Raw genomic sequence first — 24837 nt, 5'->3', positions numbered from 1 at the left:
ATTCAGTCGTCCCCGTCGCCCATATGGCGGATGCCGTTAACGATCTGCGCCAATCCCATGCTCAGCGAGCCCTTGGCAAGCACAATATCGCCCGGATTGATCAGTTCGGGCAGCGATGGCACCATATCGCCACTGGTCTCGGCCCATTCGCCACGCTTGCCCTCGGGCAGCGCCGCGTGCAGCGCTTTCATCAGCGGGCCGATGCAATGGACCTTGTCGACATTGGCCATCGCGTCCAGATCGGCAAGCTCTGCATGGAAATCTTCGGCCCTTGGCCCCAGTTCTTTCATGTCGCCCAAAAAGGCCACTCGGCGGCGGCCTTCACTCGCGCCCAGCACTTCAAGCGCCGAGGCCATCGAGGCGGGGTTGGCGTTGTAGCTGTCATCGTGCAGCTGGATGGTGCCGCCGGTCGGCAGCTCCATCTTCCGGCGCGCGCCGCGACCGTGATAGGGCATCCAATCCTTGAGCGCAGTGATCGCCTGGATCAGATCGGCCCCGAGGGCAGCGCTGGCCAGGATCGCGCCCAGCCCGTTCATCGCGAAATGCGTCCCCGGCGAGCGGATCTTGTAGCCCAGCACCGAGCCATAGATATTGGCCTTGGCCAGCGTCGAAGTGCCGTCGGTATCCAGCTCGACCAGTTTGAAATCCGTGGCGTTTCTGCCGAACGTCAGCGCCCGCGCACCCACCTGTTCGGCCTTGTCGCGCAGGATGTCGGCCTGTTTGATATCGGCGTTGATGATGGCGATGCCGTTATGGGGCAGCCCCTCAAAGATCGCTGCCTTCTCGCGGGCGATGTCGTCGACGCTCTCGAACGCCTCCAGATGCGCCGGGGCAACTGTGGTGATCAGCGCCACATGCGGGCGGGTCTGGCGGGCCAGCGGAGCGATCTCTCCGGGGTGGTTCATGCCGATCTCGATCACCGCATATTCGGTCTCGCGCGGCATCCGCGCCAACGTCAGCGGTACGCCCCAATGGTTGTTGTAGCTGGCGACGCTGGCATGGGTTTCGCCCTGATCGCCCAACATCTGCGCCAGCATTTCCTTGGTCGAGGTCTTGCCGACGCTGCCCGTCACCGCAACCACATGGGCGCCGGTGCGGGCGCGGGCGGCACGGCCCAGATCCTCCAGCGCGTGTTGCACATCGTCGACGATCAGCAGCGGCGCATCCTCAGCCACGCCCTCGGGCACGCGGCTGACCAGAGCCGCCGCCGCGCCTTTTTCCAACGCCTGTGCCACGAAGTCATGGCCGTCGCGCGCGTCCTTAAGCGCCACGAACAGATCGCCGGGCTCGATCGTGCGGGTGTCGATGGAGACGCCGTTTGCCTCCCAGTCCTGTGTCGCCCGTCCAGCAGTGGCCTGCGCGGCCTCAAGACTTGTCCAGAGTGTCATACGCCTCTCCCGTCCAAGGCGGCCACGGCCACGCTTGCCTGTTCCACATCATCAAAAGGCAGCACGTCGTCGCCGACGATCTGCCCGGTTTCATGCCCCTTGCCCGCGATCAGCAGCGCGTCGCCGGGCTGCAGGCTGTCGATACCACGCAGGATCGCCTCGGCGCGGTCGCCCACCTCTGTCGCACAAGGGGCGCCGCCCAATACGGCAGCGCGGATCAGCGCCGGGTCCTCGCTGCGCGGATTGTCGTCGGTTACAAGCACGATATCGGCATTTTCTGCCGCCGCTTGCCCCATCAGCGGACGTTTGCCCACGTCGCGGTCACCGCCCGCGCCGACAATGGCGATCAGGCGGCCCATCACATGCGGGCGCAAGGCCGTGAGCGCGGTCGAGACCGCATCAGGCGTATGCGCATAATCGACAAACACCGCCGCGCCGTTATCACGGGTGGCAGCAAGCTGCATCCGGCCCCGGACGGTGATCAGATGCGGCAGGGTCTCGAACACCCGTTCGGCATCATCCCCCGCTGCGATCGCCAAGCCACAAGCCATCAGGACATTCTGGGCCTGAAACCCGCCAATCAGATTCAGCCGGGCCTGATAGACCTTGCCGTCATAGGAAAACCGCACATCTTGCCCGGTGGCGTCAAAGCGCTGGTTGAGCAGGCTCAGGTCTCCGACGCCCTGCCCGACCGCGAGGATAGTCTGCCCGCGCGCGGCGGCGACGGCGCGCATCTCGCCCCCCTTGGGGTCGTCGATATTGATCACCGCCGTACCTTCCGGCGGCAGCACCCGGCGGAAGAGGCCTTCCTTGGCGGCAAAATAGGCCTCGAACGTGTCGTGATAATCCAGATGATCCTGGGTGAAATTGGTGAACCCCGCCGCCCTGAGACGCACGCCATCAAGGCGGCGCTGTTCCAGACCATGGCTTGAGGCCTCCATCGCGGCATGGGTGATGCCCGCCTCAGCCGCCTGCGCCAGGCAGCGGTGCAAGGTGATCGGTTCCGGCGTGGTATGGGCCAGCGGGGCGGTCCAGGCGCCCTCGACCCCGGTGGTGCCGAGATTGACGGCTGCGTGGCCCAATTCCGACCAGATCTGGCGCAGGAAGGTCGCGACCGAGGTTTTGCCATTGGTGCCGGTCACCGCCACCATCACCTCGGGCTGGGCACCGAACCAGAGCGCGGCGGTATAGGCCAACGCCTGTCTGGGGTCTTCGGTAACGATCAGGGCGGCATCCGAGGCGGCCAATTCCTCTGCCGCGATCTCGGCGCCCTTTGCGTCTGTCAGGATCGCGGCGGCCCCCATGCGCAAGGCGTATTGGATGAATTCGCCACCATGCACGCGGGTACCCGGCAGCGCGGCAAAAAAGAACCCGTCCTTCACCTCGCGGCTGTCCACGGCCAATCCGGTGATCTGCGGGTTCGCGCCACCACGCGCGGTCAGGGCCAGTTGGCTGAGTGTCTTTGCCGGTCCGCCCATATCCGCGCCTGCCTTTGTTAGCGATCAGTTTGCGGTCAGCCTTATAGCAGCCGGATCGGGTTGCTCAACCTTTGGCCGCAACCCCAGCAACGGGGCCACGCGCCCGATCAGCTCTGCCGCCACCGGCACGGCGGTCCAACCAGCGGTGCGGCGCTTTTCGCCGTAAGCCAGGATCGAGGGTTCGTCCAATGTCACCACCAGCACGTATTTCGGGTCGCTCATGGGAAAGATCGAGGCGAAGGTGGCGATCACCTTCTTGTCGTAATAGCCACCGCGCGGCTTGGGCTTGTCGGCGGTGCCGGTCTTGCCGCCCACCTCATAGCCCGGCACCTCGCCAAAGCTGGCGGTGCCACTGGTCACCACCTTGCGCAGCATGGCGCGGGCCTGTTTGGCGGCGTTGTTCGACATCACGCGCGGGCCATATTGCGCGCCGGTTTTCTTCAGGATTGTCGGGCTGACATAATTGCCGCCATTGGCAATCGCCGCATAACCCGCCGCCAGATGCATCGGGCTGGTCGAGAGCCCATGGCCATAGGAAATGGTGACGGTGCTCAACTCGCCCCATTTCTTGGGCAGGAGCGGCTTGCCGCCCGCCGCCTCGACAATCTCGAAAGGGGTCGGGTCAAACATACCAAGCCCGTCAAGGAATTGCTGCTGCCGCTTGCCGCCGATCTGGATCGCCAGCCGTCCTGTGCCGCGGTTGGAACTTTTGACGATGATATCGGCCACGCTCAGCTTGCCATAATTCTTGCCCTGGAACTCGCCAATCGGGAACCGCCCGATCCGCATCGGGCCAGAGGTGTCGATGATGGTGTTGGAATTCACCAGCCCCAGGTCAACCGCCTGTGCGGCGGTGAAAATCTTGTAGACCGAACCCAGCTCATACACGCCCTGCACATAGCGGTTGAACAGTGGGCTGTCCGAGGGATCAAACCCCGAGGTGGGCGGACGCGGGCGGTCATTCGGATCGAATGAGGGCAATGAGGCGGCTGAAATTACCTCGCCGGTATGCACATCCATCAACACCGCAGACGCGCCCTTGGCGTTCATGATCTTCATACCGCCGAACAGCACCCGCTCGACGGCTGCCTGTACGGTCAGATCCAGCGACAATTGAAGCGGTTTGGCACCATTGGCCGGGTCGCGCAGGTAGGTATCGAACTTCTTCTCAACCCCGGCCACGCCGATCACTTCGGCGGCGCTGACACCTTCCTTGCCGAAACCCGCGCCGCCCAGAACATGCGCGGCCAACTGGCCATTGGGATAGAGGCGCATCTCGCGCGGGCCGAACAGCAGGCCGGGATCGCCCAGATCATGCACCGCCTGTTTCTGCTCGGGCGAAATGCGTTTCTTGATCCACAGGAACTTGCGCTTGCCGGTGAAATCCTTGACCAGCCGGTCCTTGTCAAGATCGGAGAAGATCTGCACCAGCCCGTCCGCAGCGGCCATCGGGTCGACCATCAGCGGCGGCTGGGCATAAAGTGAGTGGGTCTCGAAATTGGTTGCCAGAATGCGCCCCTGCCGGTCGACGATGTCGCCGCGCTGGGTGGCAATCGACGCCCCCGAAGCGCTGGCGATCGGTTCGCGCGGCTCGGCGGTGGCCATCACCCCCATGCGCGTGCCCACCACCGCGAAGGCGCAGAAGAAAAACGCCGCCAGAACCAGCAGGCGGCCCTCGGCACGTGCCCGCGTGCTGTCGCGCATCTCTTCGTGCCGTTTGTGGATGTTCTCGCGTTCTATGGCCGCCGGGTTCTGGCCCTTGGCACGAGCCTCAAGCACGCGGGCCAGCGGTCGCAGGGGCGTGCGGGTCATGGGAACTGCTCCTCAAGGATGGCACGGACATCGATGGCGTTATTGATGGTGACCTCGGGCTCGGGCGGGCGCGGATAGGCGACCTGATCGACCTTGCCGAACTGGTCGGGGCGCAAGGGCAACAGGCCCAACCGGTCGAAATTCAGATCCGCCAGTTCGCGCAGCCGGTCGGGGCGGTTCAGATAGGCCCATTCGGCGCGCAGCACGCTCAGCCGGACCTGCGCGGCGCCGATCTGACGCTGCAATGTTTGCGTCTCTTTCAACACCTGCTGTGTCTTGTAGTTTTCCTGATAGGCCCAGAGCGCAAGACCGAACACGGCCAAGGCGGTGAGCACGTAAATCACGCTTTTCATTTTGCCCCCCTCACTTGCGGCATACCGATGCTTTTGGCATCGATCCCCCCGGCAGGCGCATCCGTGCGCAATGCCACCCGCAGCTTTGCCGACCGCGACCGCGGGTTTTCCTCTAGCTCCTGCGGATCAGGCCCAATAGCCTTGCGGGTCTTGAGGTCGAATTGTGGTTGTTCGGCTGCGTGTTCCGGCGCATAGCGATTGGCCCGCCCGCTGCGCCCGGCACGGGCTTGCAGGAAGCGTTTGACCATCCGGTCCTCGACGGAATGGAAACTCACCACCGCCAAAGTCCCACCCGGTTTCAGCGCCCGCTCAGCCGCCATCAGCCCCTGAAACAACTCGTCATATTCGGCATTCACCGCAATGCGCAGCGCCTGAAAGCTGCGGGTTGCGGGATGCGATTGCCCTGGTTTCGGTCGCGGCAGGCAGCGTTCAATCACGCCGGTCAGTTGCAGCGTGGTCTCAAACGGGGTTTCGGCGCGGGTTCTGACAATCGCCTTGGCAATGCGGCGACTGGCGCGTTCCTCGCCATAATGGAACAGGATATCCGCCAGTTCTGCCTCGGTGGTGGTGTTGACCAGATCAGCGGCACTCTCGCCCTCCTGGCTCATGCGCATGTCGAGCGGGCCATCCTTCATGAAGGAAAACCCACGCTCGGCCAGATCCAACTGCATCGAGGACACGCCCAGATCCAGCACCACGCCATCCAGATCCTGCCCATAGTCATCCATGCGCGAGAAGACGCCCCGCTGCATCACCAGCCGGTCGCCATACTCTGTCGCCCAATCCGCTGCCATCTCGAAGGCCAGCGGGTCACGGTCGACGGCGATCACGCGATCGGCTCCGGCCTCCAGCAACCCGCGTGTGTAGCCCCCCGCGCCAAAGGTGCCGTCCAGCCAGACGCCCGTAACCGGCGAGACCGCCTGCAACAGCGGGCGGAGCAGGACGGGAATGTGGGGATCATCGGAAGATGCGCGCGCGGCCATGCCGTCACGCGCCCCCGGCGCCATCCAGGAACTGCATCGGGTCGAAATCGTCCGGCAGATCATCCATGAAGTCCTCGACCTTGCCCAGTTCCTCGACCTCATAGGTCTCGGGTTTCCAGATCTGGAAAGTGTCACCCGTGGCAAAGAAAAGCGCCTCATCCGCCAGATCGATCTTCTTGCGCAGCTTGGCGGGCAGCACCAGGCGCCCGGTTTCGTCCACATTGGTGGGAAAGGACTGCCCGTGGAACAGGCGCTGCAACAGCTTGCGTTCCATCGAACCGCGCGGCAGCGCATCGATCTTGTCGTCGACCTCGTCGATCGCCTCGATCGTATAACACTCAAGAAAGTTGCGGCGGTGATCGCCATAGACGATGACCAGTTCGGGATTGTTGCCGGATTGCCAGCTGGGATCGCCCGCTTCAAGCACACGGCGAAACGAGGCCGGGATTGACACCCTGCCCTTGCTGTCCACCTTGTGGTGGCTTTCACCTCTGAACCTGCGCGCCAAGCTGACTGTCCCTTTTGCTAGCGCCTCACCGAAACGTCCGCCCCGAAAATTAGAAACGGCGGGTTGATCTGCTGCCACTGATCAACCCGCCGCATTGGCCCGCTTTGCGGGAAGTCCGACTGCGCGCGCACCTGGGGGGGGGATGTCTGCTCGCCCGCGCGCCGGATCTCTTTGGTCTGATGAAAGCGAGATGCCTGTATGAAACCGTTTGTTTTTAAGCGGGGTCGTTTGGTGCCCCTTGTCGCCTCGTCCTCATCGGATGAACTAGGGATGACATGGGAATTCATGGAAATCAACAGGAATTTGTGAAATTTTTGGCGATCGGTTGTAATTTCGTCAGTGATTTTCTCCCTAAAAAACAAAGCCAGGGCGATTTAGTGGCTCCTGTAGTATCGGCCTCAACATAATCCACTATATATAGATATTTCTTTTCTGAGGGTTTTTCTCCCACGAAATCCCAATAAAATTCCACCTTAGCCTTGGAATATTAAAAGTTCACCTTTTGTTTTCACTCACGAGACTGAATCCCGTAATTTGCGGGCCCCAAATCCGCGAACCGGGACTACGATACCAAGGTACAGAGGCCAGTCCCACGAATTCCCAAGATTTCGGCTTGCCCGGCAGATTCGCACATTGGCAGGCGCAATGAACGTAGTTCGGGCCAAGCCCACATGACACTTTCAGACAGCATGCGCTCCAAAACCAGTCAAACAGTCAATTTCGCGATGAATTCTGCCGCGCTCAAAAATCTGCGAAATATCAGGTTTCCACCATCGCCATCGCTCAAATGCTTAAAAAATATAAGGTTTTGGCGAACCATCTGATTCCAAAACACAATCCATGCAATTTCTGCATAGCGGCATTGAGCGCGCAGCCATTGTGCGCCCGCAGCATACGGTTATGTTCTGCCTCAACAGCGCAGGACGATCCTGACGCACCGAAACAAGATCTGGACCAGTAAGATGGCTGCTACAAACGACTTCACCGCCGCAAACGGCCTCGAAATCTCCGGTTTCCATGCCGGTCTGGAAGCCCTGAAAGCGCGCTTTGCGAATTACCGGCTTTACCGCCAGACGGTCAGCGAACTGTCGGCCCTGTCGGACCGGGACCTGGCTGACCTTGGCATTCACCGCAGCATGATCCGCCGCATCGCCATGGAAGCGAGCTACGACAACCGTACCGCCTAAGGCGCAAGACATAGACTTTTCAGCGCCTTCTCCTCCTCCCTGAGGGCCTGAAAACAGCGGCGGCATCTCCTCCTCCCTGATGCCGTCGCGAAAATACCGGCCTTGATGCCGGATCGGAACACACCGGAGCTTCTCCTCCTCCCTAGCTTCGGTGTCGCAAGAGCGGCGGCGCCCCTCCTCCCTGGGCGTCGCCGTTGCACCAATACCGGGGTGACCCGGAACCTGACGCATCTGGCCTTCTCCTCCTCCCTGGGTCAGATGCTGCATGAGAACGGCGGCACCCTCTCCTCCCTGGTGTCGCCGTTTTCCTTTTTCTGGGGGAGTGAGGTGGCCCGGGTGCCTCAGAAGGGCACGTCGTCGCTGGCGTTCAGGAAGCGGGCGACAACTTTCTTCAACCCGGCCTTCTCGAACTCAACCTCGACCTTGTCGCCCTCGATACCGATCACCGCGCCATAGCCGAATTTCTGGTGGAACACGCGCTCGCCCAGGGTGAAGCTGGCCACCGCATCCATGTCGATCACCGTATTGCGGCTCTCTTTCGGTTGCGCCATGCCGTATTGACCCTGCCGTGCCTGCAGGCGTTTCCAACCCGGTGAGTTATAGACATTGGCCTCAGCCGCGCGGGTCTCGATCCCCTGCGCGCTGAACCCGCCGCCCGAGCCGCCATAAAGACCCGGAGGCGTCAGCACCTCGACATGATCCTCGGGCAATTCGTCGATGAACCGCGACGGCATCGAATTCTGCCACTGGCCGAAAACCCGGCGATTGGCGGCAAACGAGATCGTGCAGACCTCTTCGGCGCGGGTGATGCCCACATAGGCCAGCCGCCGTTCCTCCTCCAGCCCCTTGATCCCCGATTCGTCCATGCTGCGCTGGGAGGGGAACAGCCCGTCCTCCCATCCCGGCAGGAACACGGCAGGAAATTCCAAGCCCTTGGCGGCATGCAGCGTCATGATCGAGACCTTGGCCCCGCCATCGTTTTGCTCATTATCCATGATCAGGCTGACATGTTCGAGGAAGCCTTGCAGGTTCTCGAACCCTTCCAGCGCCTTGATCAGTTCCTTGAGGTTTTCCAGCCGACCCGGCGCCTCGGGCGTCTTTTCGTTCTGCCAGTGCGCGGTGTATCCGGATTCGTCCAGCACGATCTCGGCCAGTTCCATATGGGTCAGGTCCTTGTCGCCCGCCATCCGGCCCCAGCGCGCCAGCCCTTCGACCAGTTCGCGCAGCGCGCCGCCGCCCTTGCCCTTGATCGCGCCCTGCTCGACCGCAAGCCGCGCGCCTTCGACCAGCGACACGCCATTTGCACGTGCGGTCATCTGGATGGTCTGCTGCGCCTTGTCGCCAAGGCCGCGTTTGGGGGTGTTCACGATCCGCTCGAAGGCCAGATCATCCTCGGGGCTGACCACCAGCCGGAAATAGGCCATGGCATCGCGGATCTCCATCCGCTCGTAAAACCGTGGCCCGCCGATCACGCGGTAGGGCAAGCCAATGGTCAGGAACCGATCCTCGAAGGCGCGCATCTGGTGGGAGGCACGGACAAGGATGGCCATTTCATCCAGGTTCATCGGCCGCACGCCCCGGGTGCCACCCTGCATCGCGTCGATCTCCTCGCCGATCCAGCGCGCTTCTTCCTCGCCGTCCCAATGGCCGATCAGGCGGAGCTTTTCGCCCTCGGCGGCCTCGGTCCACAGTTCTTTGCCCAGCCGCCCCTGATTGCCGCGAATGACGTTCGAAGCAGCCGCCAGAATATGCGGGGTCGAGCGGTAGTTCTGCTCCAGCCGCACCACATGCGCGCCGGGAAAGTCCTTTTCAAACCGCAGGATGTTGCCAACCTCAGCCCCGCGCCAGCCATAGATCGACTGATCATCATCGCCCACGCAGCAGATGTTCTTATGTGCACCGGCCAGCAGACGCAGCCACATATATTGCGCGACATTGGTGTCCTGATATTCATCCACGAGGATATAGCGGAACCAGCGTTGGTATTGCTGCAGTACATCCTCATGGGTCTGGAAGATGGTGACCATATGCAAGAGCAGATCGCCGAAATCGACCGCATTCAGCTCGCGCAGGCGGGTCTGGTATTGCGCGTATAGCTCCACACCCTTGTGGTTATAGGCCCCGGCATCGGCGGCGGGCACCTTGTCGGGCGTGAGTGCGCGGTTCTTCCAGTCGTCGATGATGCCCGCCAGCATCCGCGCGGGCCAGCGTTTGTCGTCGATATTGGCGGCCCGCACCAACTGCTTGAGCAGGCGCAGCTGGTCATCAGTGTCGAGGATGGTGAAGTTCGATTTCAGGTTCACCAGTTCGCCATGGCGGCGCAGCAGCTTCACGCAGATGGCGTGGAAAGTGCCCAGCCAAGGCATCCCTTCGGCGGGTTGGCCCAGCATGCGCCCCACCCGCTGTTTCATTTCGCGGGCGGCCTTGTTGGTGAAGGTCACCGCCAGAATCTCGTTGGGACGGGCGGCTCCGGTATTCAGCAGATGCACGATCCGGGTGGTCAGCGCCTTGGTCTTGCCGGTGCCCGCGCCCGCCAGCATCAGCACCGGACCGTCCAGCAATTCGACCGCGTCACGCTGCGCCGGGTTCAAATCATCAAGATACGGCGTCGGGCGCGCACCCATGGCACGGGCCGATAGCGAGGCACCCTCGAAGGCGTCCATTTCGTCGAAACTGCTCATGCGCCGACCCTATCGCGATCCGGAAAAAAGTTAAAGAGACGTTCGCGCTATGTTCCCAGAAACCAACCGCTTTGCATAGCAGCTATCTCCTGACAGGATAAGTCTGGACTTTTCGCCGCGACGCAGCGTAAATGCCGCGCATGGATTTGCACAGCACCTATCCCGGCATTGCTGATCTGAAGAAAAAGGCGCAACGGCGCCTGCCGAAATTCGTCTGGGAGTATCTCGACAGCGGCACCGGGACTGAATGCGGCAAGGCCCGAGACCGTCAGGCGCTGGATCAGATCGGCTTTCTGCCGCATATTCTGAAAGGGCCGATGGATTTCGATCTGACCACCCGGTTTCTGGATCGCGACTATCCCCTGCCCTTCGGCATCGCCCCTGTCGGCATGTCCGGCCTGGTCTGGCAGGGGGCAGAACAGATGCTGGCAAAAAGTGCCGCGCAGGCGGGCCTGCCCTATGTGCTGTCCACCGTCGCCAGCCAAAGCCCCGAAGACATGGCCCCCCATATCGGGCCCGCGGCGTGGTTTCAGCTTTACCCTCCAAAAGATCCCGAGATCCGGCTGGATCTGTTGAACCGGGTCAGAGAGGCGGGGTTCCCGGCCCTGGTGCTGACAGTGGATGTGCCGGTGGCCTCGCGCCGCGAGAGGCAGACCCGATCCGGCCTGACCCACCCGCCCCGCCTGACGCCGCGGCTGCTGGCGCAGGTCGCGCAGCGACCAGCCTGGGCCATGGCCATGGCGCGCGGGGGCACGCCGCGTATGCGCACTTTGGACCGGTACATTTCAAGGCAGCAAAACCTGCCCCCGACCGCGCATATCGGATATCTGCTGCGGGCCTCGCCGGATATGGATTATGTACAATGGTTGCGCGACCATTGGGACGGACCATTCATCGTCAAGGGCGTGCTGCGGGCCGAGGACGCGGAACCGCTGGAGCGGGCGGGTGTTGATGCGCTTTGGGTGTCGACCCATGGCGGGCGACAGTTCGACGGCGCGCCGGGTGCGGTGGAGATTTTGCCGACGATCCGCGCCGCGACATCGCTGCCGCTCATCTTCGACAGCGGTGTCGAGGGCGGGCTGGACATCTTGCGCGCCCTTGCAAGCGGCGCGGATTTCGTGATGCTTGCCCGCGCCTTTCACTATGGCATCGCCGCCTTGGGTGCCAATGGCCCCGATCACGTGATCGACATTCTCAGGCGCGATATGGAAGCGAATTTGGGGCAATTGGGGGCCAGATCGCCAAGCGATTTGCCCGCGCCCCTGCCCTTGCGCCCGATCGCACCGCCGTGATTCAGCCTGATGGCGGAATTCAGGCCGCTTGCCGACGACAAAATGCCGTTTCTACCCAGAACTCCCAATATACTTGACGCTACGACACCTCTAAAAGACGGCCAACCGATACTGATGCGGGACCTCCAATGACTGACTTCAAGAAAATCCTCATTGCCAACCGGGGCGAAATTGCCATCCGCGTGATGCGCGCCGCCAACGAAATGGGCAAGAAAACCGTCGCCGTTTATGCCGAGGAGGACAAGCTGGGCCTGCACCGCTTCAAGGCGGATGAAGCCTATCGGATTGGCGAAGGCATGGGGCCGGTCGCGGCGTATCTCTCGATTGACGAGATCATTCGCGTGGCCAAGGAATGTGGCGCGGATGCGATCCATCCCGGTTATGGCCTTCTGTCCGAGAACCCCGATTTCGTGGACGCCTGCACCAAGAACGGCATCACCTTCATCGGGCCCAAGGCGGAAACCATGCGCGCGCTCGGCGACAAGGCCAGCGCCCGGCGCGTCGCCGTCGAGGCGGGTGTACCGGTGATCCCGGCGACCGAGGTGCTGGGCGATGACATGGACGCGATCCGCGCTGAGGCGGGTGAAGTCGGCTATCCCTTGATGCTGAAGGCCTCCTGGGGCGGTGGCGGGCGCGGGATGCGGCCGATTCTGGCCGAGGACGAGTTGGAAGAGAAGGTTCTGGAAGGCCGCCGCGAGGCCGAGGCCGCCTTTGGCAATGGCGAGGGCTATCTGGAAAAGATGATCACCCGCGCCCGCCATGTCGAGGTGCAGATCCTCGGTGACAAGCATGGCGGCATGTATCACCTGTTCGAGCGGGATTGCTCGGTCCAGCGCCGCAACCAGAAAGTGGTCGAACGCGCCCCTGCCCCCTATCTCAGTGAAGAACAGCGCGCCGAGATCTGCGAGTTGGGCTACAAGATCTGCAAGCATGTGAATTATGAATGCGCCGGCACGGTCGAATTCCTGATGGATATGAACGACGGCAAGTTCTACTTCATCGAGGTGAACCCCCGCGTGCAGGTGGAACATACCGTCACCGAAGAGGTGACCGGCATTGACATCGTGCAGTCGCAAATCCTGATCGCCGAGGGCAAGACCATCGCCGAGGCCACCGGCAAAGCCAGCCAGGGCGATGTGCACCTGACCGGCCACGCGCTGCAGACGCGGATCACCACCGAAGACCCGCTGAACAACTTCATCCCCGACTATGGCCGCATCACCGCCTACCGCTCGGCCACCGGTATGGGCATCCGTCTGGATGGCGGCACGGCCTATGCGGGCGGCGTGATCACGCGCTACTACGATTCGCTGCTGACCAAGATCACCGCCTCGGCCCAAACGCCGGAAAAGGCGATCGCGCGGATGGACCGCGCCTTGCGGGAATTCCGGATTCGGGGTGTCAGCACCAATATCGCCTTTGTCGAGAATCTGCTGAAACACCCCACGTTCCTCGGCAATGAATACACCACCAAATTCATCGACGAGACGCCCGAGCTGTTCAGCTTCAAACAACGCCGCGACCGGGGCACCAAGGTGCTGACCTATATCGCCGACATCACGGTGAACGGCCATCCCGAGACCAAGGACCGGCCCGAACCGCGCGCCGATCTGAAGCCCGCCGTGCCGCCCGCAAAAAAGGCCGAGCCGATGATGGGCACCCGCAACCTGCTGGAACAGAAGGGCCCGCAGGCGGTGGCCGACTGGATGAAGGCGCAGCGCCAGCTTTTGATCACCGACACCACCATGCGTGACGGGCATCAGTCGCTGCTGGCGACCCGGATGCGCTCGATCGACATGATCAAGGTGGCCCCGACCTATGCGGCCAACCTGCCGCAGCTCTTCTCGGTTGAATGCTGGGGTGGCGCGACCTTTGATGTGGCCTATCGCTTCTTGCAGGAATGCCCGTGGCAACGGTTGCGCGATCTGCGCGAGGCGATGCCAAACCTGATGACCCAGATGCTGCTGCGCGGAGCGAACGGTGTGGGTTACACCAACTATCCCGACAATGTGGTGCAGGAATTCGTGCGTGAAGCGGCCAAGAATATCGACGTCTTCCGCGTCTTCGACAGCCTAAACTGGGTCGAGAACATGCGCGTCGCCATGGATGCGGTGGTCGAGAATGGCAAGATTTGCGAAGGCACTGTTTGCTACACCGGCGATATCCTCGACCCGGATCGCGCCAAATACGATCTGAAATACTATGTTGCTATGGGTCAGGCGCTGCGCGACGCAGGCGCGCATGTTCTGGGTCTGAAAGACATGGCTGGCCTTCTGAAACCCGCCGCCGCACGGGTGCTGATCAAGGCGCTGAAAGAAGAGGTCGGCCTGCCAATCCACTTCCACACCCATGACACCGCAGGCATCGCCAGCGCGACCATTCTGGCCGCTTCGGAAGCGGGGGTGGACGCGGTGGATTGCGCCATGGATGCGTTTTCCGGCAACACCAGCCAGGCGACGCTGGGCACCGTGGTCGAGGCGCTGCGCCATACCGACCGCGACACCGGGCTGGACGTGAAGGCGATCCGCGAGATCAGCGACTATTTCGAAGCGGTGCGCGGGCAATATGCCGCCTTCGAGAGCGGGCTGCAGGCCCCGGCCTCCGAGGTTTATCTGCACGAGATGCCCGGTGGTCAGTTCACCAACCTCAAGGCGCAGGCGCGCTCGATGGGGCTGGAGGAACGCTGGCATCAGGTGGCGCAGATGTATTCCGACGTGAACCGCATGTTCGGCGATATCGTCAAGGTGACGCCCTCGTCCAAGGTCGTGGGTGACATGGCCCTGATGATGGTCAGCCAGGGGCTGAGCCGAACCGATGTCGAAGATCCCGATACCGAGGTGTCCTTCCCCGATTCGGTGATCGACATGATGCGCGGCAATCTGGGCCAGCCTCCGGGTGGGTTCCCTGACGCGATCCTGTCCAAGGTCCTGAAAGGCGAGCAACCCAATACCGAGCGCCCGGGCAAGGACGTGCCGCCGGTCGATCTGGAAGAAACGCGCACCAAAGTCAGCGCAGAGCTTGAGGGCAAGGCCGTCGATAACGAGGATCTGAACGGATATCTCATGTATCCCAAGGTCTTCATGGATTATATGGGCCGCCACCGCTCGTATGGCCCGGTCCGCTCTCTGCCCACACGCACCTTCTTTTACGGCATGGAACCGGGCGAAGAGATCAGTGCCGAGATCGATCCGGGCAAGACACTGGAAATCCGCTGTCAGGCGGTCAGCGAAACGGATGAGAAAGGCGAGGTCAAGGTGTTCTTCGAACTCAACGGCCAGCCGCGCGTGATCCGGGTGCCGAACCGTCTGGTCAAATCCACAACCGTACAACGGCCCAAGGCCGAACCCGGCAACGCCAACCATGTCGGTGCACCGATGCCCGGTGTGGTGGCCAGCGTTGCGGTGCAATCGGGCCAGAAGGTCAGCGAAGGCGACCTGCTGCTGACCATCGAGGCGATGAAGATGGAGACCGGCATCCACGCCGAGCGCGACGCGGTGGTCACCGCGCTGCATGTCCAGCCCGGCGGTCAGATCGACGCAAAAGACCTGCTGGTCGAACTGGAATAACATGCTATCTGCTTACGGACCCTGCGCCCAGTGGCGCCGGGTCCGATTGGACAAACCGGGGCAGAGCAGATGATTTCCGTCACACCGATTTACGCATCCCTTATCGCGCTTCTCTTTGTGGTGCTCAGCGCCCGGGTGATCATGCGGCGGCGAAGCAAGCTGGTCGCGATGGGTGATGGCGGCGACAAAGACCTGCTCAGGGCGATGCGCGCCCATGCCAATTGCGCCGAATACGCGCCGTTTGCCCTGTTGCTGCTGGTGATGGCCGAATGGCAGGGCGCGGCGCATTGGTACCTGCATCTGCTGGGGCTGACCCTGCTTGTTGGTCGTATTCTGCACGCCTACGGGTTCGGACGGGCCGATCCGATCCTGATCCTGCGCCAGACCGGCATGTTGATGACCTTTGCGGTGATCCTGCTGGCGGCGCTGTCGAACCTCGGGCTGGCCCTGTAAGCAAACGCCCACGCCGCGAAGCGGCAAAAAGTTTCCGCACCGACCATTTTCCCCTTGCAGGGACAGACGGGACTTTATATCTCCCTCCTCACTCAACCGGGCGGGCGTAGCTCAGGGGTAGAGCATAACCTTGCCAAGGTTAGGGTCGGGCGTTCGAATCGCCTCGCCCGCTCCAGTTGAGACCCCAGGCCGATAGGCCAAACGGATGCGGGCGTAGCTCAGGGGTAGAGCATAACCTTGCCAAGGTTAGGGTCGGGCGTTCGAATCGCCTCGCCCGCTCCAACTCAAACGCACATCGGAATTGCTTCGCCCTGATGGCGTCGCCAGTGTTTCAGAACGCGTTGAAGGTAATGGTGGTCAGAGACCGCTCGATCCCGTCGATATCAAGCAGGTGTTCGTTGATGAACTTGCCGACATCCTGGCCTTGGGGAATATAGAGTTTCATCATCAGGTCATATTCGCCGCTGGTCGAGAACAGTTCGGAATGGATTTCGCGCAGTGCGATCTCTTCGGCCACACTGTAGGTGGTGCCGGGTTTGCAGCGTATCTGGATGAACACACAAGTTGACATGCCGGAGCCTTCCGATTGATCCGGGTGCAGGCTGTCACGGGTGATGCCGCCGTGCAATCCCCTGTTTCGGCCCCTGTTTCGGCGCAACACTTCGCCGCGCAGGTGATGGCCGGGCTGGTAATCCCCGCGCGAGCGGTCCTATAAGCACCCCCGAAACAAAAGGGATTTCGCCATGCGCCGCGCCACGATCAGCCGCAAGACCGCGGAAACCGAGATTTCCGTCGAAATCGACCTCGACGGGACCGGTCGGTACGACATCGAGACCGGCGTGGGGTTCTTTGATCACATGCTGGATCAATTGTCGCGCCATTCACTGATCGACATGACGATCCGGGCCAAGGGCGACACCCATATCGATGACCACCACACGGTCGAGGATACTGGTATCGCGCTGGGTCAGGCGCTGGCCGCGGCCCTGGGCGACAAGACCGGCATCCGCCGCTATGGCGAATGCCACCTGCCGATGGATGATGCACAGGTGCGCTGCGCACTCGATCTGTCGGCCCGGCCTTTCCTTGTCTGGAATGTCGACCTGCCGACGGCAAAGATCGGCACGTTCGACAGTGAACTGGTGCGTGAGTTTTTTCAGGCCTTCAGCACCCAAGGCGGCATCACGCTGCATGTGGATCAGTTGCACGGGCTGAACAGCCACCACATCGCCGAGGCCGCGTTCAAGGCGGTGGCGCGCGCTCTGCGCTTGGCGGTCGAGACCGACCCGCGCAAGGCCGATGCGGTGCCGTCGACCAAAGGCACGCTGTAATTTCGAAACCGTGCTACCTTCGCGTCATCTGAATGTGATGACGCGAGGATCTCATGACCCATCAATCCGGCGGATGCCTGTGCGGCGATCTGCGCTTCTCGGTTTCCGCGCGGCCACTTTGGGTCACTGCCTGTTTCTGCCGGTTCTGCCAGCGCGCGACCGGGACACAAGGGATCGTTGAGCCGATTTTTGACCTCAAATCCTTTGCCATGTTCCAGGGAGAGCCTGCCCGCTACGATCATGTCTCGGAAGGCAGCGGCAAGGTAGTACATGTACATTTCTGCCAGACCTGTGCCACCAAAACCCATTTAACGTTCGAGCGCTGGCCAGATCGGCTGGGTGTCTATGCCGGGGCATTCGATGACCCGGGCTGGTTCGATTTCACCCCGGAAAACAGCAAGTTCATCTTTCTGGACTGCGCCACACGCGGCACGCTTGTACCTGCTGGCTTCAAAACCTATGCCGAACATGCCGCGACAGCCGATGGCACGCCGCTGGAGCCTCATGTCTTCGACGACGTGTTACATGTCAGGTGAACGGCTTGGCAGCGTGCGGGGCTTGCGATACTCAGCACCGAAAGCAAACTGACGATACGGAGCCAAGCCTTGCTGACAGCCATAATCGACTACGAGTCGGGCAATCTGCATTCCGCCGAAAAGGCGTTTCAACGCATGGCGCGCGAGCTGGATGCGGGCGAGGTCGTGGTGACCTCGGATGCGGATATTGTTGCGCGGGCAGACCGTCTGGTGCTGCCCGGAGACGGCGCCTTTCCGGCCTGTGCGGCTGAGCTGCGCGGGCACAAGGGTATCCACGACGCGATGGTCGAGGCGGTCGAACAGCGCGGACGGCCCTTTCTGGGCATCTGCGTCGGCATGCAGCTGATGGCCGCCACCGGCCACGAATATCAAGAAACCGCAGGCCTTGGCTGGGTGTCAGGGGATGTGGTGAAAATCGAGCCCGAAGATCGCGCGCTGAAAGTGCCGCATATGGGCTGGAACGATCTGGTGATCGACAATGATCACCCGGTCTTTGCCGGCATCGACACCGGCGATCACACCTATTTCGTGCATTCCTACCAGGTCCGCGTCAAAAATTCGGCAGAGCGGCTGGCCCATGTCGACTATGGTGGCGAGGTGACCGCCGTGATCGGGCGCGACACGATGATCGGCATGCAGTTCCATCCGGAAAAGAGCCAGTCCACCGGTCTGCGACTGATCGGGAACTTCCTGAACTGGCGCCCCTGACGGGGCGCCGAAAAGATCACTGAACGCGGGTCCAGTCCTGACCTTTGCAGACCAGCCCGCCTGCAACACAGCCCTTGACGGTCAGCGTGTTGCCCTTGAGGCTCATCTTGGACTTGTAGGTCTTGTCTGCCTCCGGGTCCCAGATCTTGCCGCCGCTATAGTTGCCGCTGCCTTCGGGCACCATGTCCCAGATCATCTGCTTGCCGTCATGCGCATAGTTCGGCTCTTCATTTCCAGAAGCTTGGAACGCATTGTCGATGGTGCCGCAGATGGCACTGCCGCAGGGTGCGATGGACACATGCAGGTAACCGCCGTCATCACCGGTTCCGGTCTTCCAGATGCCATCCACCGGGTCGGCATGGGCCGTTGCCGCGAAACCCACCAGCGCCAGGGCGGTCAGAATTTTCGTTTTCATGTTGTTCTCCTCCTGTTGGATGCGGCCACTGTGAGCAATTGGGCGATTCAGGCAAGCAGGACGTAGGGTCGCGTTGCATCCCCCGCGCCTCCTGTGCCATATCCCCGGCGAAATCAGCAGAAGGCCGCTCATCCCATGATCCTCTATCCCGCCATCGACCTCAAGGACGGCCAGGCCGTGCGGCTTTTGCGCGGCGAGATGGAGGCCGCGACCGTGTTCAACGACGACCCCGCGGCCCAGGCGCGCGCCTTTGTCGAGGCTGGATGCCAGTGGCTGCATCTGGTCGACCTGAACGGGGCCTTTGCCGGTGAACCGGTCAACGCCGCACCGGTCGAGGCGATCCTGAAGGACTGCGACGTGCCCGCGCAATTGGGTGGCGGCATCCGCGACATGGCCACGATCGAGCGCTGGCTGGACAAGGGGTTGGCCCGCGTCATCCTGGGCACGGTTGCGGTGGAAGATCCCGATCTGGTGCGCGAGGCCGCGCGTGCCTTTCCCGGCAAGGTGGCCGTGGGCATCGACGCCCGCAACGGCATGGTGGCCACCAAGGGCTGGGCCGAGGAAACCGATGTCGATGTCACCGATCTGGCGCGGCAATTCGAGGACGCGGGCGTAGCCGCGATCATCTACACCGACATAAACCGCGATGGTGCCATGCAAGGCCCCAATGTCGAGGCCACCGCCGCGCTGGCCCGGGCGATATCGATCCCGGTGATCGCCTCGGGCGGGGTGTCGTCCATCGCCGACCTCATCGCCTTGCGCGATTGTGGCGCAGATCTGAATGGTGCCATCTCGGGCCGCGCGCTGTACGATGGTGCGATTGACCTGCAAGAGGCTTTGATCGCCCTGAAAGACTGAGCCGAATCCCGGCCTATTTTAGTTTCCAGATGTGTTTTTGTTTTTGCCCATTCTTGTATGGTTGCAGCTCTTTTTCGCTGATCCGGACAAACTGAAAACAACCGCTACCACTACCCCAGTCTTCGCACCATTGATTCCCGTCTACAAACCACTTGGCTTCGTAAGCATCACCGCCAAAATTGCCCGCGATCTTGCCTTTTTTCCGACCTTTTCCATAGGCCTGAGCCCATTGGGTCTTGCCATCCGAATTGGCAATGCCATAGGCCGTCGAACCCGGAATGGTCGCAAGAATTTCTTTCTGCGTCATGAACGCCTGCGCTTGCGCGGCACTTGCTGCGGCCACAATCATAGCGCTGGCAAGCAGCACTGGTTTAAATGCAAACATCGTATAACTTTCCCTCAAAAAGTACATTAAGCTTCGGAATATAGCGCAAAATCGGATTTTGGACAAAGGGCGGTGCCAGACGCGCTGACCTCGGCGAAATATCAACTCGCGAGGAATTGCGGCATTCGTGCTTGTGCAGCGCACCTAACCATTGGCAGGCTGGGTGTCCGAGTGCCGCTGTATGGTCCAGACATTCTGCAGCTTCCGATCACCGTGATAGGGTTGGATCGTGTTCTCATCGACCCGTTCCAGACGCCAGCAGCCTGACCCGCTTCCCCAATCCTCGCACCACAAATCGCGGCGAACCGCCCAGCTCGAACTGTAGTCCCGCGCGCCAAACACGCCTTTGGCCTGGCCGTCCCGACCATAGGTCTGGACCCAAGGTGTTGCGCCGTCCTCGTTGGATATCCCGGTAAGTACCGCGCCGGGGATGGTGGCCAGCAAGTCCTCGGCACTCATGATCTCATCTGCGCCCGCTGGTGCGGCCAGACAAAGCGCAAAAGCTGCAGGCAAGGCATATTGGCGGCTAAACATGAAGCGAGCCTCCGTGTGACGGCCCATCATAGCGCAGAAGGGCGGGACGACCAAACGCCCCGCCCCTGCCCGCTTGCGCCAGATGTCCGACGGTTACTGCGCCGCGGCTTCGGTCAGCTTCTTGAGCGCGCCCTGCATCTTGCCGATCACCGGCGACTTTTCGACTTCGTCAAGTTCGTCCATGGTCTCTTTCGGGTCTTCATAGGTCAGCCAGACCTGCCCTTCCGCGTCCTCATAGGCCTGCACCTTGAGCGGCAGGAACAGACCGGCCAGCGGGTCGATCTGCATCGCGGGCGTGCCCAGCTTCGGATTACCGAAGATCAGCACCTGATTGGCCGGGATCGGCGTGCCGACTTTTTCAGCCCCTGCGGCATGGTCGATGCGGGCAAACACCGTCGCGCCCGCATTGCCCACCGCCGCCTCGAGCGCATCCAGCGCCTCTGCCACCGACTTGTCGGTCTTCACCTTGATAATGTCGTCAGCCATTGCCGTTACCGTGCTTCCCATAGTGAATAATGCTGCCAAAAACAGACCACGCATGATGTCTTTCCCTCCATGACTTCCCGTTCAATTTCCACTGCTTAGACCGGTGTTACAATCACAAGTCTGGCATCGGCGGAGCTTTGCCGCTAGGAGTGCCGCAGCAAAAGGTGTCTCATGCTGAAAACACGTATCATTCCCTGTCTGGACGTCGCCGATGGCCGTGTGGTCAAGGGCGTCAACTTCGTCGGGCTGCGCGATGCGGGCGATCCGGTGGAATCGGCCAAGGCCTATGACGCGGCGGGCGCGGACGAGATCTGTTTCCTCGACATCCACGCCACGCACGAAAACCGGGGCACCATGTTCGATGTGGTCCGGCGCACCGCAGAACAGTGCTTTGTGCCGCTGACCGTGGGCGGCGGTGTGCGCACCCGCGAGGACGTGCGCGCGCTGCTGCTGGCCGGGGCCGACAAGGTCAGTTTCAACTCGGCTGCCGTGGCCAATCCGGACGTGATCGCCGAGGCCGCCGACCAGTTCGGCAGCCAATGCATCGTCTGCGCCATCGACGCCAAGACCGTCTCGCCCGGCAAATGGGAGATCTTTACCCATGGCGGGCGCAAGCCCACCGGCATCGACGCGGTGGACTTTGCCCGTGCTGTTGTCGGGAAAGGCGCGGGCGAAATCCTGCTGACCTCGATGGATCGCGACGGCACCAAATCGGGCTTCAACCTGCCGCTGACCCGCGCGATAAGCGATGCGGTCGACGTGCCGGTGATCGCCTCGGGCGGTGTGGGCAATCTGGACCATCTGGTCGAAGGTGTGACCGAGGGCCGGGCCAGCGCTGTTCTGGCGGCGTCGATCTTCCATTTCGGCGAATACACCATCCGCGAGGCCAAGGACCATATGGCTGCTGCGGGCATCCCGATGAGGCTGACATGAGTATCCTGCACGATCTGGCCGCCACAATCGAGGCCCGCAAAACCGCCGATCCCGACGGTAGCTGGACCGCCAAGCTGCTGGCCAAAGGGCCCGAGAAATGCGCCGAGAAATTTGGCGAAGAGGCGGTTGAGGCCATCATCGAAGCGGTCAAGGGCGACCGCGACGGGTTGACCTCGGAAGCGGCGGATGTGCTTTATCACCTGCTGGTCATGCTGGCTGCGCGGGATGTACCGCTGCAGGCCGTGCTGGAGGAGTTGGCGCGTCGTCAGCATATGAGCGGTCTTGCCGAAAAAGCCGCCCGACCCGGTGATTGAATTGCGCTCGGGGGCGGAACGCGGCAGGAAGCGGACAAAAGCTGATTCTCTTGGGATGCCTTCATGACTCGACTGCTCAAATCCGTTCTGGCCCTGTTTGCCCTCGCCCTGATCAGCGCTTGTGCGCATCAGCCGATTGTCGTCGATCGCGGTGATGTCGCCAAGCTGGCGCAGGAAATCCAGTCGCTGGGACCCGAGGTCGATCCCGAAGAGGCGCAGCGCGCCGCCAGCATCGCCTATGACTATTCCGCGAAGCTGGCGCAGGAATATGACATCACCGACCCGCCGCTGGTCCACAATGCCAAGGTCAATTCCGGCATCAAGGAACGCGGCCTGTGCTATCAATGGGCCGAGGATATCGAGGCGCGGCTCAAGCAGGAGAACTTCCGGACGCTGACCATGCACCGCGCGATCGCCGAGCCGCGCAATGCTTTCGTGGTCGATCACAGCACCGCCATCATCAGCAAGAGCGGCGATGCCCTGCAGGACGGCATCGTCCTCGATCCCTGGCGCGAGGCTGGCGACCTGCACTGGGCGCTGACCCGCGAGGATACCCGCTATGACTGGCAGCCACGCCTGCAAGTGCTGGAAGAACGCCGCCGCCGTCGCGACGCCAAACGCGCGCCCGGCAGTTAAGGTTTCCGATTTCTGGGCTGAATGAAGGGCCGGACTGGCGATCATGCACCGGTGTCCTCGCCATGTGGTTTGACCCGGCAGCGCGGGTCAGACCATGTGTTTTTTGGTCCTCACGGTTTGGCGTGACCGATCAGATCGGCTGCAACCGTGCTGGCGGTCTCGCGATCAGGCCGCCTGTTCCTTGCGCAGACAGGACCGGGTCCAAAGAGCTGCGCAGATATCGATCGCTGCAAAAAGCAGAATACCCGCACCCAGCATGCCAGCAACGAACAGCACGATCATGAAGGCACCGGCATAAAGGCGCATCCAGACGCTCCAGCCATATAGCTGCTTCGCGTCCGCCCGTGCTGCCAGCAGATAGTAACCGCCGATGATCGAGGCCAGCATGCCTACCATGCGGATCCACACGCCATCGCCCGCCGATAGACCAAAGAGCCCAAGCAGAAAGAAAGGCATAAGCATCAGGCCAAGACCTGCAACAACAACCATATAGATGCCGAAAACTTGCATGGTGAATTTTGAGTTCATGGATCACTCCTAAGATTACCAGGGCACAGAGCGCCTTGTGTTCCGTGTGCCAGTCGCGTCATGTTCGGCATGACCAGAACGGGCCGAGGCCGATTTTGTCAACGCAGACTTACGTTCCCACCGTTGATACGCGGCGTCAAAATTGTTGGAATTGCGCCCATAACCCGAACCAGAGGGAACCGGACTGCAGCCATCCACGCATGGCATCAATGCCGATCATTCGAAAACAGCCTGCAGAGCGCGTCACCAGATCAGAGCCTCGACGAGATGATCCCGGTGGCAAATCCACCCATGCGAAGCTCGCCGAACAGGCGCTGATATTCGATCTTGGGGCAGCGGTTCTGGATCACGTCGATGCCCCGCGCCTGGGCGCGGGCGGCGGTGTCGGCATTCTGGACACCGATCTGCATCCAGATGGTGCGCAAATTGGGAAAAACCTCGATCGCCTCGTCAACGATCGGCGGCACTGTTTCGGACCGGCGGAAGATGTCGACCATGTCGACCGGCTCGGAAATCTCGGACAGCCCGGCGCGGACGGTCTCACCAAACAGCTCCTTGCCCGCATGTCCGGGGTTGACGGGGATCACGCGATACCCTTTCAGCCCCAGATACCGCGCCACATAATAGCTGGGCCGCACAGGGTTCATCGACACGCCCACCACTGCGATCACCTGTGTGCGCTGCAGGATGGCCCTGAGATATGAGTCGTCATAGCTGGTCATTTGCGCACTCTAACCGCTTGTTCCAAAGAAAAAAGCGCCCAGGAGATCCTGGGCGCAAGGTATGGAACGAGGGACAGTGAAATGACACGCGGAAGTTCCTGTCCGCGGTCACTGAAAGAAGTATGCGCTGCGCGCCCAAATAAAAGAGGTCGATGCCATTTTCGTGAAGCTGCGCGACAGTTCCAGCGGAATTCCGCCGATCAGCCGTAAAGAACCTCGGGCCAGTTTGCTTCGGCCCGTTCGATATAGGCCTGCGGGTCGCGCATCCAGGCCTGATCCACGCTCTGCGAATGGATCAGGTAGAGCTTGTCCTTGACGATATGCCAGACGTTCGGATCGGTCGTGCTCAGCCCCCCCTGCGCGACGGCATAGGCGCAATAGCCACCGAATTGCGGCGCGTAGGCGCGGGGATTGGCCTCAAACGCCTCGCGATTGGCATCGCTGGCAAAACGCCAGACCGCACCTTTCCACATCAGCGCGTTATCGGCGCGCCCCGCAAGCGGGCCGCCATCGGCGAAATAGGACACCGTGTCGAAGCCCGAGATCGCCGCGCCCCCTTGCGAGAAGATCATCGGTGATGCGGCGCGTGCGGCAGGAGCAAGTGCAATGGCCCCCAATCCGGCAAGGATGTTTCGTCTGGTCGGCATTCTGGCGTGTTTCATGGTTGCGATAGGCCCAAAATGCCCGCTGCGCCGCAATTTTGAAAGCCCGGTGACGGGGTTGTGATGGGGATGTGTTCAGCCCTGCGTT

The 24837-nt window shown here is 61.7% G+C and carries 26 protein-coding genes and 2 tRNA genes; 13 read left to right on the top strand and 15 right to left on the bottom strand.

Annotated elements, in window-relative coordinates; genetic code table 11:
* Window positions 1-2: 2 nt before the first annotated feature.
* Genes M3P21_RS17750 through mraZ form a run of 6 tightly spaced genes read right to left on the bottom strand, consistent with a single transcriptional unit; the run spans window position 3 to window position 6522 of the window.
* Window positions 3-1388, bottom strand: a complete 1386-nt coding sequence (locus M3P21_RS17750) for a UDP-N-acetylmuramoyl-tripeptide--D-alanyl-D-alanine ligase (RefSeq protein ID WP_249712109.1) — start codon at window positions 1386-1388, stop codon at window positions 3-5.
* Entirely contained in the window at window positions 1385-2866 is a 1482-nt protein-coding gene (locus M3P21_RS17745) for a UDP-N-acetylmuramoyl-L-alanyl-D-glutamate--2,6-diaminopimelate ligase (RefSeq protein WP_249712107.1), read from the bottom strand. The genes M3P21_RS17750 and M3P21_RS17745 overlap by 4 nt, the downstream gene beginning before the upstream one ends.
* Before the next feature lie 24 nt (window positions 2867-2890).
* The gene (locus M3P21_RS17740; RefSeq protein ID WP_249712105.1) at window positions 2891-4678 is read right to left on the bottom strand and encodes a peptidoglycan D,D-transpeptidase FtsI family protein; all 1788 of its coding nucleotides are present in this window, start codon (window positions 4676-4678) and stop codon (window positions 2891-2893) included.
* A complete protein-coding gene (gene ftsL, locus M3P21_RS17735; RefSeq protein ID WP_249712102.1) occupies window positions 4675-5031 on the bottom strand; it encodes a cell division protein FtsL in 357 nt (118 codons plus the stop codon). The genes M3P21_RS17740 and ftsL overlap by 4 nt, the downstream gene beginning before the upstream one ends.
* Window positions 5028-6038 (bottom strand): 16S rRNA (cytosine(1402)-N(4))-methyltransferase RsmH, encoded by a 1011-nt coding sequence (rsmH, locus tag M3P21_RS17730; protein ID WP_373320071.1) that lies wholly within the window; start codon window positions 6036-6038, stop codon window positions 5028-5030. The genes ftsL and rsmH overlap by 4 nt, the downstream gene beginning before the upstream one ends.
* On the bottom strand, window positions 6019-6522 hold the full coding sequence (gene mraZ, locus M3P21_RS17725; RefSeq protein WP_249712101.1) for a division/cell wall cluster transcriptional repressor MraZ: 504 nt from the start codon (window positions 6520-6522) through the stop codon (window positions 6019-6021). Before mraZ ends, rsmH begins: the two co-directional genes overlap by 20 nt.
* Before the next feature lie 962 nt (window positions 6523-7484).
* On the opposite strand from mraZ, the gene M3P21_RS17720 reads away from it, so the two are divergent.
* A complete protein-coding gene (locus tag M3P21_RS17720) occupies window positions 7485-7709 on the top strand; it encodes a DUF1127 domain-containing protein (RefSeq protein ID WP_249712099.1) in 225 nt (74 codons plus the stop codon).
* Between the two features lie 341 nt (window positions 7710-8050).
* Here M3P21_RS17720 and M3P21_RS17715 read toward each other — a convergent pair whose 3' ends face one another.
* A complete protein-coding gene (locus M3P21_RS17715) occupies window positions 8051-10390 on the bottom strand; it encodes an ATP-dependent helicase (protein WP_249712097.1) in 2340 nt (779 codons plus the stop codon).
* Window positions 10391-10521: 131 nt separating this feature from the next.
* On the opposite strand from M3P21_RS17715, the gene M3P21_RS17710 reads away from it, so the two are divergent.
* The 5 genes from M3P21_RS17710 to M3P21_RS17690 all read left to right on the top strand — a co-directional run bounded on the left by M3P21_RS17710 (window position 10522) and on the right by M3P21_RS17690 (window position 15983).
* Window positions 10522-11682, top strand: a complete 1161-nt coding sequence (locus M3P21_RS17710) for an alpha-hydroxy acid oxidase (protein ID WP_249712096.1) — start codon at window positions 10522-10524, stop codon at window positions 11680-11682.
* Window positions 11683-11810: 128 nt separating this feature from the next.
* The gene (locus M3P21_RS17705) at window positions 11811-15248 is read left to right on the top strand and encodes a pyruvate carboxylase (RefSeq protein ID WP_249712094.1); all 3438 of its coding nucleotides are present in this window, start codon (window positions 11811-11813) and stop codon (window positions 15246-15248) included.
* A 69-nt stretch (window positions 15249-15317) separates the two neighbouring features.
* Window positions 15318-15701, top strand: coding sequence for an MAPEG family protein (locus M3P21_RS17700; RefSeq protein ID WP_249712092.1), 384 nt, complete (start codon window positions 15318-15320; stop codon window positions 15699-15701).
* A gap of 100 nt (window positions 15702-15801) precedes the next feature.
* Window positions 15802-15876 (top strand) — tRNA-Gly (locus tag M3P21_RS17695).
* Window positions 15877-15908: 32 nt separating this feature from the next.
* Window positions 15909-15983: transfer RNA gene (locus tag M3P21_RS17690), tRNA-Gly, on the top strand.
* A gap of 49 nt (window positions 15984-16032) precedes the next feature.
* Here M3P21_RS17690 and M3P21_RS17685 read toward each other — a convergent pair.
* Entirely contained in the window at window positions 16033-16272 is a 240-nt protein-coding gene (locus M3P21_RS17685; RefSeq protein WP_249712090.1) for an Lrp/AsnC family transcriptional regulator, read from the bottom strand.
* A gap of 172 nt (window positions 16273-16444) precedes the next feature.
* On the opposite strand from M3P21_RS17685, the gene hisB reads away from it, so the two are divergent.
* From hisB to hisH, 3 genes are all read left to right on the top strand, one after another.
* Window positions 16445-17032: an imidazoleglycerol-phosphate dehydratase HisB gene (gene hisB / locus M3P21_RS17680; protein WP_249712089.1), complete on the top strand. Its 588-nt coding sequence runs from the start codon at window positions 16445-16447 to the stop codon at window positions 17030-17032.
* Window positions 17033-17085: 53 nt separating this feature from the next.
* Window positions 17086-17568: a GFA family protein gene (locus M3P21_RS17675; RefSeq protein ID WP_249712088.1), complete on the top strand. Its 483-nt coding sequence runs from the start codon at window positions 17086-17088 to the stop codon at window positions 17566-17568.
* A gap of 69 nt (window positions 17569-17637) precedes the next feature.
* Entirely contained in the window at window positions 17638-18276 is a 639-nt protein-coding gene (gene hisH, locus M3P21_RS17670) for an imidazole glycerol phosphate synthase subunit HisH (protein ID WP_249712086.1), read from the top strand.
* 16 nt (window positions 18277-18292) lie between these two features.
* On the opposite strand, the gene M3P21_RS17665 is transcribed toward hisH, so the two are convergent.
* Window positions 18293-18691 (bottom strand): DUF2147 domain-containing protein, encoded by a 399-nt coding sequence (locus tag M3P21_RS17665; RefSeq protein WP_249712084.1) that lies wholly within the window; start codon window positions 18689-18691, stop codon window positions 18293-18295.
* Window positions 18692-18826: 135 nt separating this feature from the next.
* On the opposite strand from M3P21_RS17665, the gene hisA reads away from it, so the two are divergent.
* Window positions 18827-19549, top strand: a complete 723-nt coding sequence (gene hisA, locus M3P21_RS17660) for a 1-(5-phosphoribosyl)-5-[(5-phosphoribosylamino)methylideneamino]imidazole-4-carboxamide isomerase (protein ID WP_249712082.1) — start codon at window positions 18827-18829, stop codon at window positions 19547-19549.
* 13 nt (window positions 19550-19562) lie between these two features.
* Here the strand turns inward: hisA and M3P21_RS17655 are convergent, their stop codons facing one another.
* From M3P21_RS17655 to M3P21_RS17645, 3 genes are all read right to left on the bottom strand, one after another.
* Entirely contained in the window at window positions 19563-19934 is a 372-nt protein-coding gene (locus M3P21_RS17655) for a hypothetical protein (RefSeq protein WP_249712079.1), read from the bottom strand.
* A 144-nt stretch (window positions 19935-20078) separates the two neighbouring features.
* A complete protein-coding gene (locus M3P21_RS17650; RefSeq protein WP_249712077.1) occupies window positions 20079-20468 on the bottom strand; it encodes a hypothetical protein in 390 nt (129 codons plus the stop codon).
* 93 nt (window positions 20469-20561) lie between these two features.
* Window positions 20562-20954, bottom strand: a complete 393-nt coding sequence (locus M3P21_RS17645) for a DUF302 domain-containing protein (protein WP_249712075.1) — start codon at window positions 20952-20954, stop codon at window positions 20562-20564.
* Between the two features lie 171 nt (window positions 20955-21125).
* On the opposite strand from M3P21_RS17645, the gene hisF reads away from it, so the two are divergent.
* The 3 genes from hisF to M3P21_RS17630 all read left to right on the top strand — a co-directional run bounded on the left by hisF (window position 21126) and on the right by M3P21_RS17630 (window position 22837).
* Complete coding sequence (hisF, locus tag M3P21_RS17640; RefSeq protein WP_249712073.1) at window positions 21126-21887, top strand: imidazole glycerol phosphate synthase subunit HisF; 762 nt, start codon at window positions 21126-21128, stop codon at window positions 21885-21887.
* Complete coding sequence (locus M3P21_RS17635; RefSeq protein ID WP_249712071.1) at window positions 21884-22201, top strand: phosphoribosyl-ATP diphosphatase; 318 nt, start codon at window positions 21884-21886, stop codon at window positions 22199-22201. Before hisF ends, M3P21_RS17635 begins: the two co-directional genes overlap by 4 nt.
* Before the next feature lie 63 nt (window positions 22202-22264).
* Complete coding sequence (locus M3P21_RS17630; protein WP_249712069.1) at window positions 22265-22837, top strand: hypothetical protein; 573 nt, start codon at window positions 22265-22267, stop codon at window positions 22835-22837.
* A gap of 165 nt (window positions 22838-23002) precedes the next feature.
* Here M3P21_RS17630 and M3P21_RS17625 read toward each other — a convergent pair whose 3' ends face one another.
* From M3P21_RS17625 to M3P21_RS17615, 3 genes are all read right to left on the bottom strand, one after another.
* The gene (locus M3P21_RS17625) at window positions 23003-23365 is read right to left on the bottom strand and encodes a hypothetical protein (protein WP_249712066.1); all 363 of its coding nucleotides are present in this window, start codon (window positions 23363-23365) and stop codon (window positions 23003-23005) included.
* A 251-nt stretch (window positions 23366-23616) separates the two neighbouring features.
* The gene (locus M3P21_RS17620; RefSeq protein ID WP_249712064.1) at window positions 23617-24087 is read right to left on the bottom strand and encodes a CoA-binding protein; all 471 of its coding nucleotides are present in this window, start codon (window positions 24085-24087) and stop codon (window positions 23617-23619) included.
* A gap of 200 nt (window positions 24088-24287) precedes the next feature.
* On the bottom strand, window positions 24288-24734 hold the full coding sequence (locus tag M3P21_RS17615; protein WP_249712062.1) for a YHS domain-containing (seleno)protein: 447 nt from the start codon (window positions 24732-24734) through the stop codon (window positions 24288-24290).
* Window positions 24735-24837: the final 103 nt, after the last annotated feature.

This window comes from Ruegeria spongiae (assembly GCF_023502395.1).
GTDB classification, from domain to species: domain Bacteria; phylum Pseudomonadota; class Alphaproteobacteria; order Rhodobacterales; family Rhodobacteraceae; genus Ruegeria_C; species Ruegeria_C spongiae.
This window is presented reverse-complemented; position numbering and strand designations above follow the sequence as displayed.

Coding starts and splice junctions, on each gene's coding strand:
- hisB (WP_249712089.1), top strand. CDS start 16,445: ATGCGCCGCGCCACGATCAGCCGCAAGACCGCGGAAACCGAGATTTCC.
- ftsL (WP_249712102.1), bottom strand. CDS start 5,031: ATGAAAAGCGTGATTTACGTGCTCACCGCCTTGGCCGTGTTCGGTCTT.
- rsmH (WP_373320071.1), bottom strand. CDS start 6,038: ATGGCGCCGGGGGCGCGTGACGGCATGGCCGCGCGCGCATCTTCCGAT.
- M3P21_RS17650 (WP_249712077.1), bottom strand. CDS start 20,468: ATGTTTAGCCGCCAATATGCCTTGCCTGCAGCTTTTGCGCTTTGTCTG.
- M3P21_RS17750 (WP_249712109.1), bottom strand. CDS start 1,388: ATGACACTCTGGACAAGTCTTGAGGCCGCGCAGGCCACTGCTGGACGG.
- M3P21_RS17745 (WP_249712107.1), bottom strand. CDS start 2,866: ATGGGCGGACCGGCAAAGACACTCAGCCAACTGGCCCTGACCGCGCGT.
- M3P21_RS17740 (WP_249712105.1), bottom strand. CDS start 4,678: ATGACCCGCACGCCCCTGCGACCGCTGGCCCGCGTGCTTGAGGCTCGT.
- M3P21_RS17710 (WP_249712096.1), top strand. CDS start 10,522: ATGCCGCGCATGGATTTGCACAGCACCTATCCCGGCATTGCTGATCTG.
- M3P21_RS17645 (WP_249712075.1), bottom strand. CDS start 20,954: ATGGCTGACGACATTATCAAGGTGAAGACCGACAAGTCGGTGGCAGAG.
- M3P21_RS17685 (WP_249712090.1), bottom strand. CDS start 16,272: ATGTCAACTTGTGTGTTCATCCAGATACGCTGCAAACCCGGCACCACC.
- M3P21_RS17705 (WP_249712094.1), top strand. CDS start 11,811: ATGACTGACTTCAAGAAAATCCTCATTGCCAACCGGGGCGAAATTGCC.
- M3P21_RS17615 (WP_249712062.1), bottom strand. CDS start 24,734: ATGCCGACCAGACGAAACATCCTTGCCGGATTGGGGGCCATTGCACTT.
- M3P21_RS17665 (WP_249712084.1), bottom strand. CDS start 18,691: ATGAAAACGAAAATTCTGACCGCCCTGGCGCTGGTGGGTTTCGCGGCA.
- M3P21_RS17700 (WP_249712092.1), top strand. CDS start 15,318: ATGATTTCCGTCACACCGATTTACGCATCCCTTATCGCGCTTCTCTTT.
- M3P21_RS17655 (WP_249712079.1), bottom strand. CDS start 19,934: ATGTTTGCATTTAAACCAGTGCTGCTTGCCAGCGCTATGATTGTGGCC.
- M3P21_RS17630 (WP_249712069.1), top strand. CDS start 22,265: ATGACTCGACTGCTCAAATCCGTTCTGGCCCTGTTTGCCCTCGCCCTG.
- hisA (WP_249712082.1), top strand. CDS start 18,827: ATGATCCTCTATCCCGCCATCGACCTCAAGGACGGCCAGGCCGTGCGG.
- M3P21_RS17620 (WP_249712064.1), bottom strand. CDS start 24,087: ATGACCAGCTATGACGACTCATATCTCAGGGCCATCCTGCAGCGCACA.
- M3P21_RS17720 (WP_249712099.1), top strand. CDS start 7,485: ATGGCTGCTACAAACGACTTCACCGCCGCAAACGGCCTCGAAATCTCC.
- M3P21_RS17635 (WP_249712071.1), top strand. CDS start 21,884: ATGAGTATCCTGCACGATCTGGCCGCCACAATCGAGGCCCGCAAAACC.
- hisF (WP_249712073.1), top strand. CDS start 21,126: ATGCTGAAAACACGTATCATTCCCTGTCTGGACGTCGCCGATGGCCGT.
- M3P21_RS17675 (WP_249712088.1), top strand. CDS start 17,086: ATGACCCATCAATCCGGCGGATGCCTGTGCGGCGATCTGCGCTTCTCG.
- M3P21_RS17625 (WP_249712066.1), bottom strand. CDS start 23,365: ATGAACTCAAAATTCACCATGCAAGTTTTCGGCATCTATATGGTTGTT.
- M3P21_RS17715 (WP_249712097.1), bottom strand. CDS start 10,390: ATGAGCAGTTTCGACGAAATGGACGCCTTCGAGGGTGCCTCGCTATCG.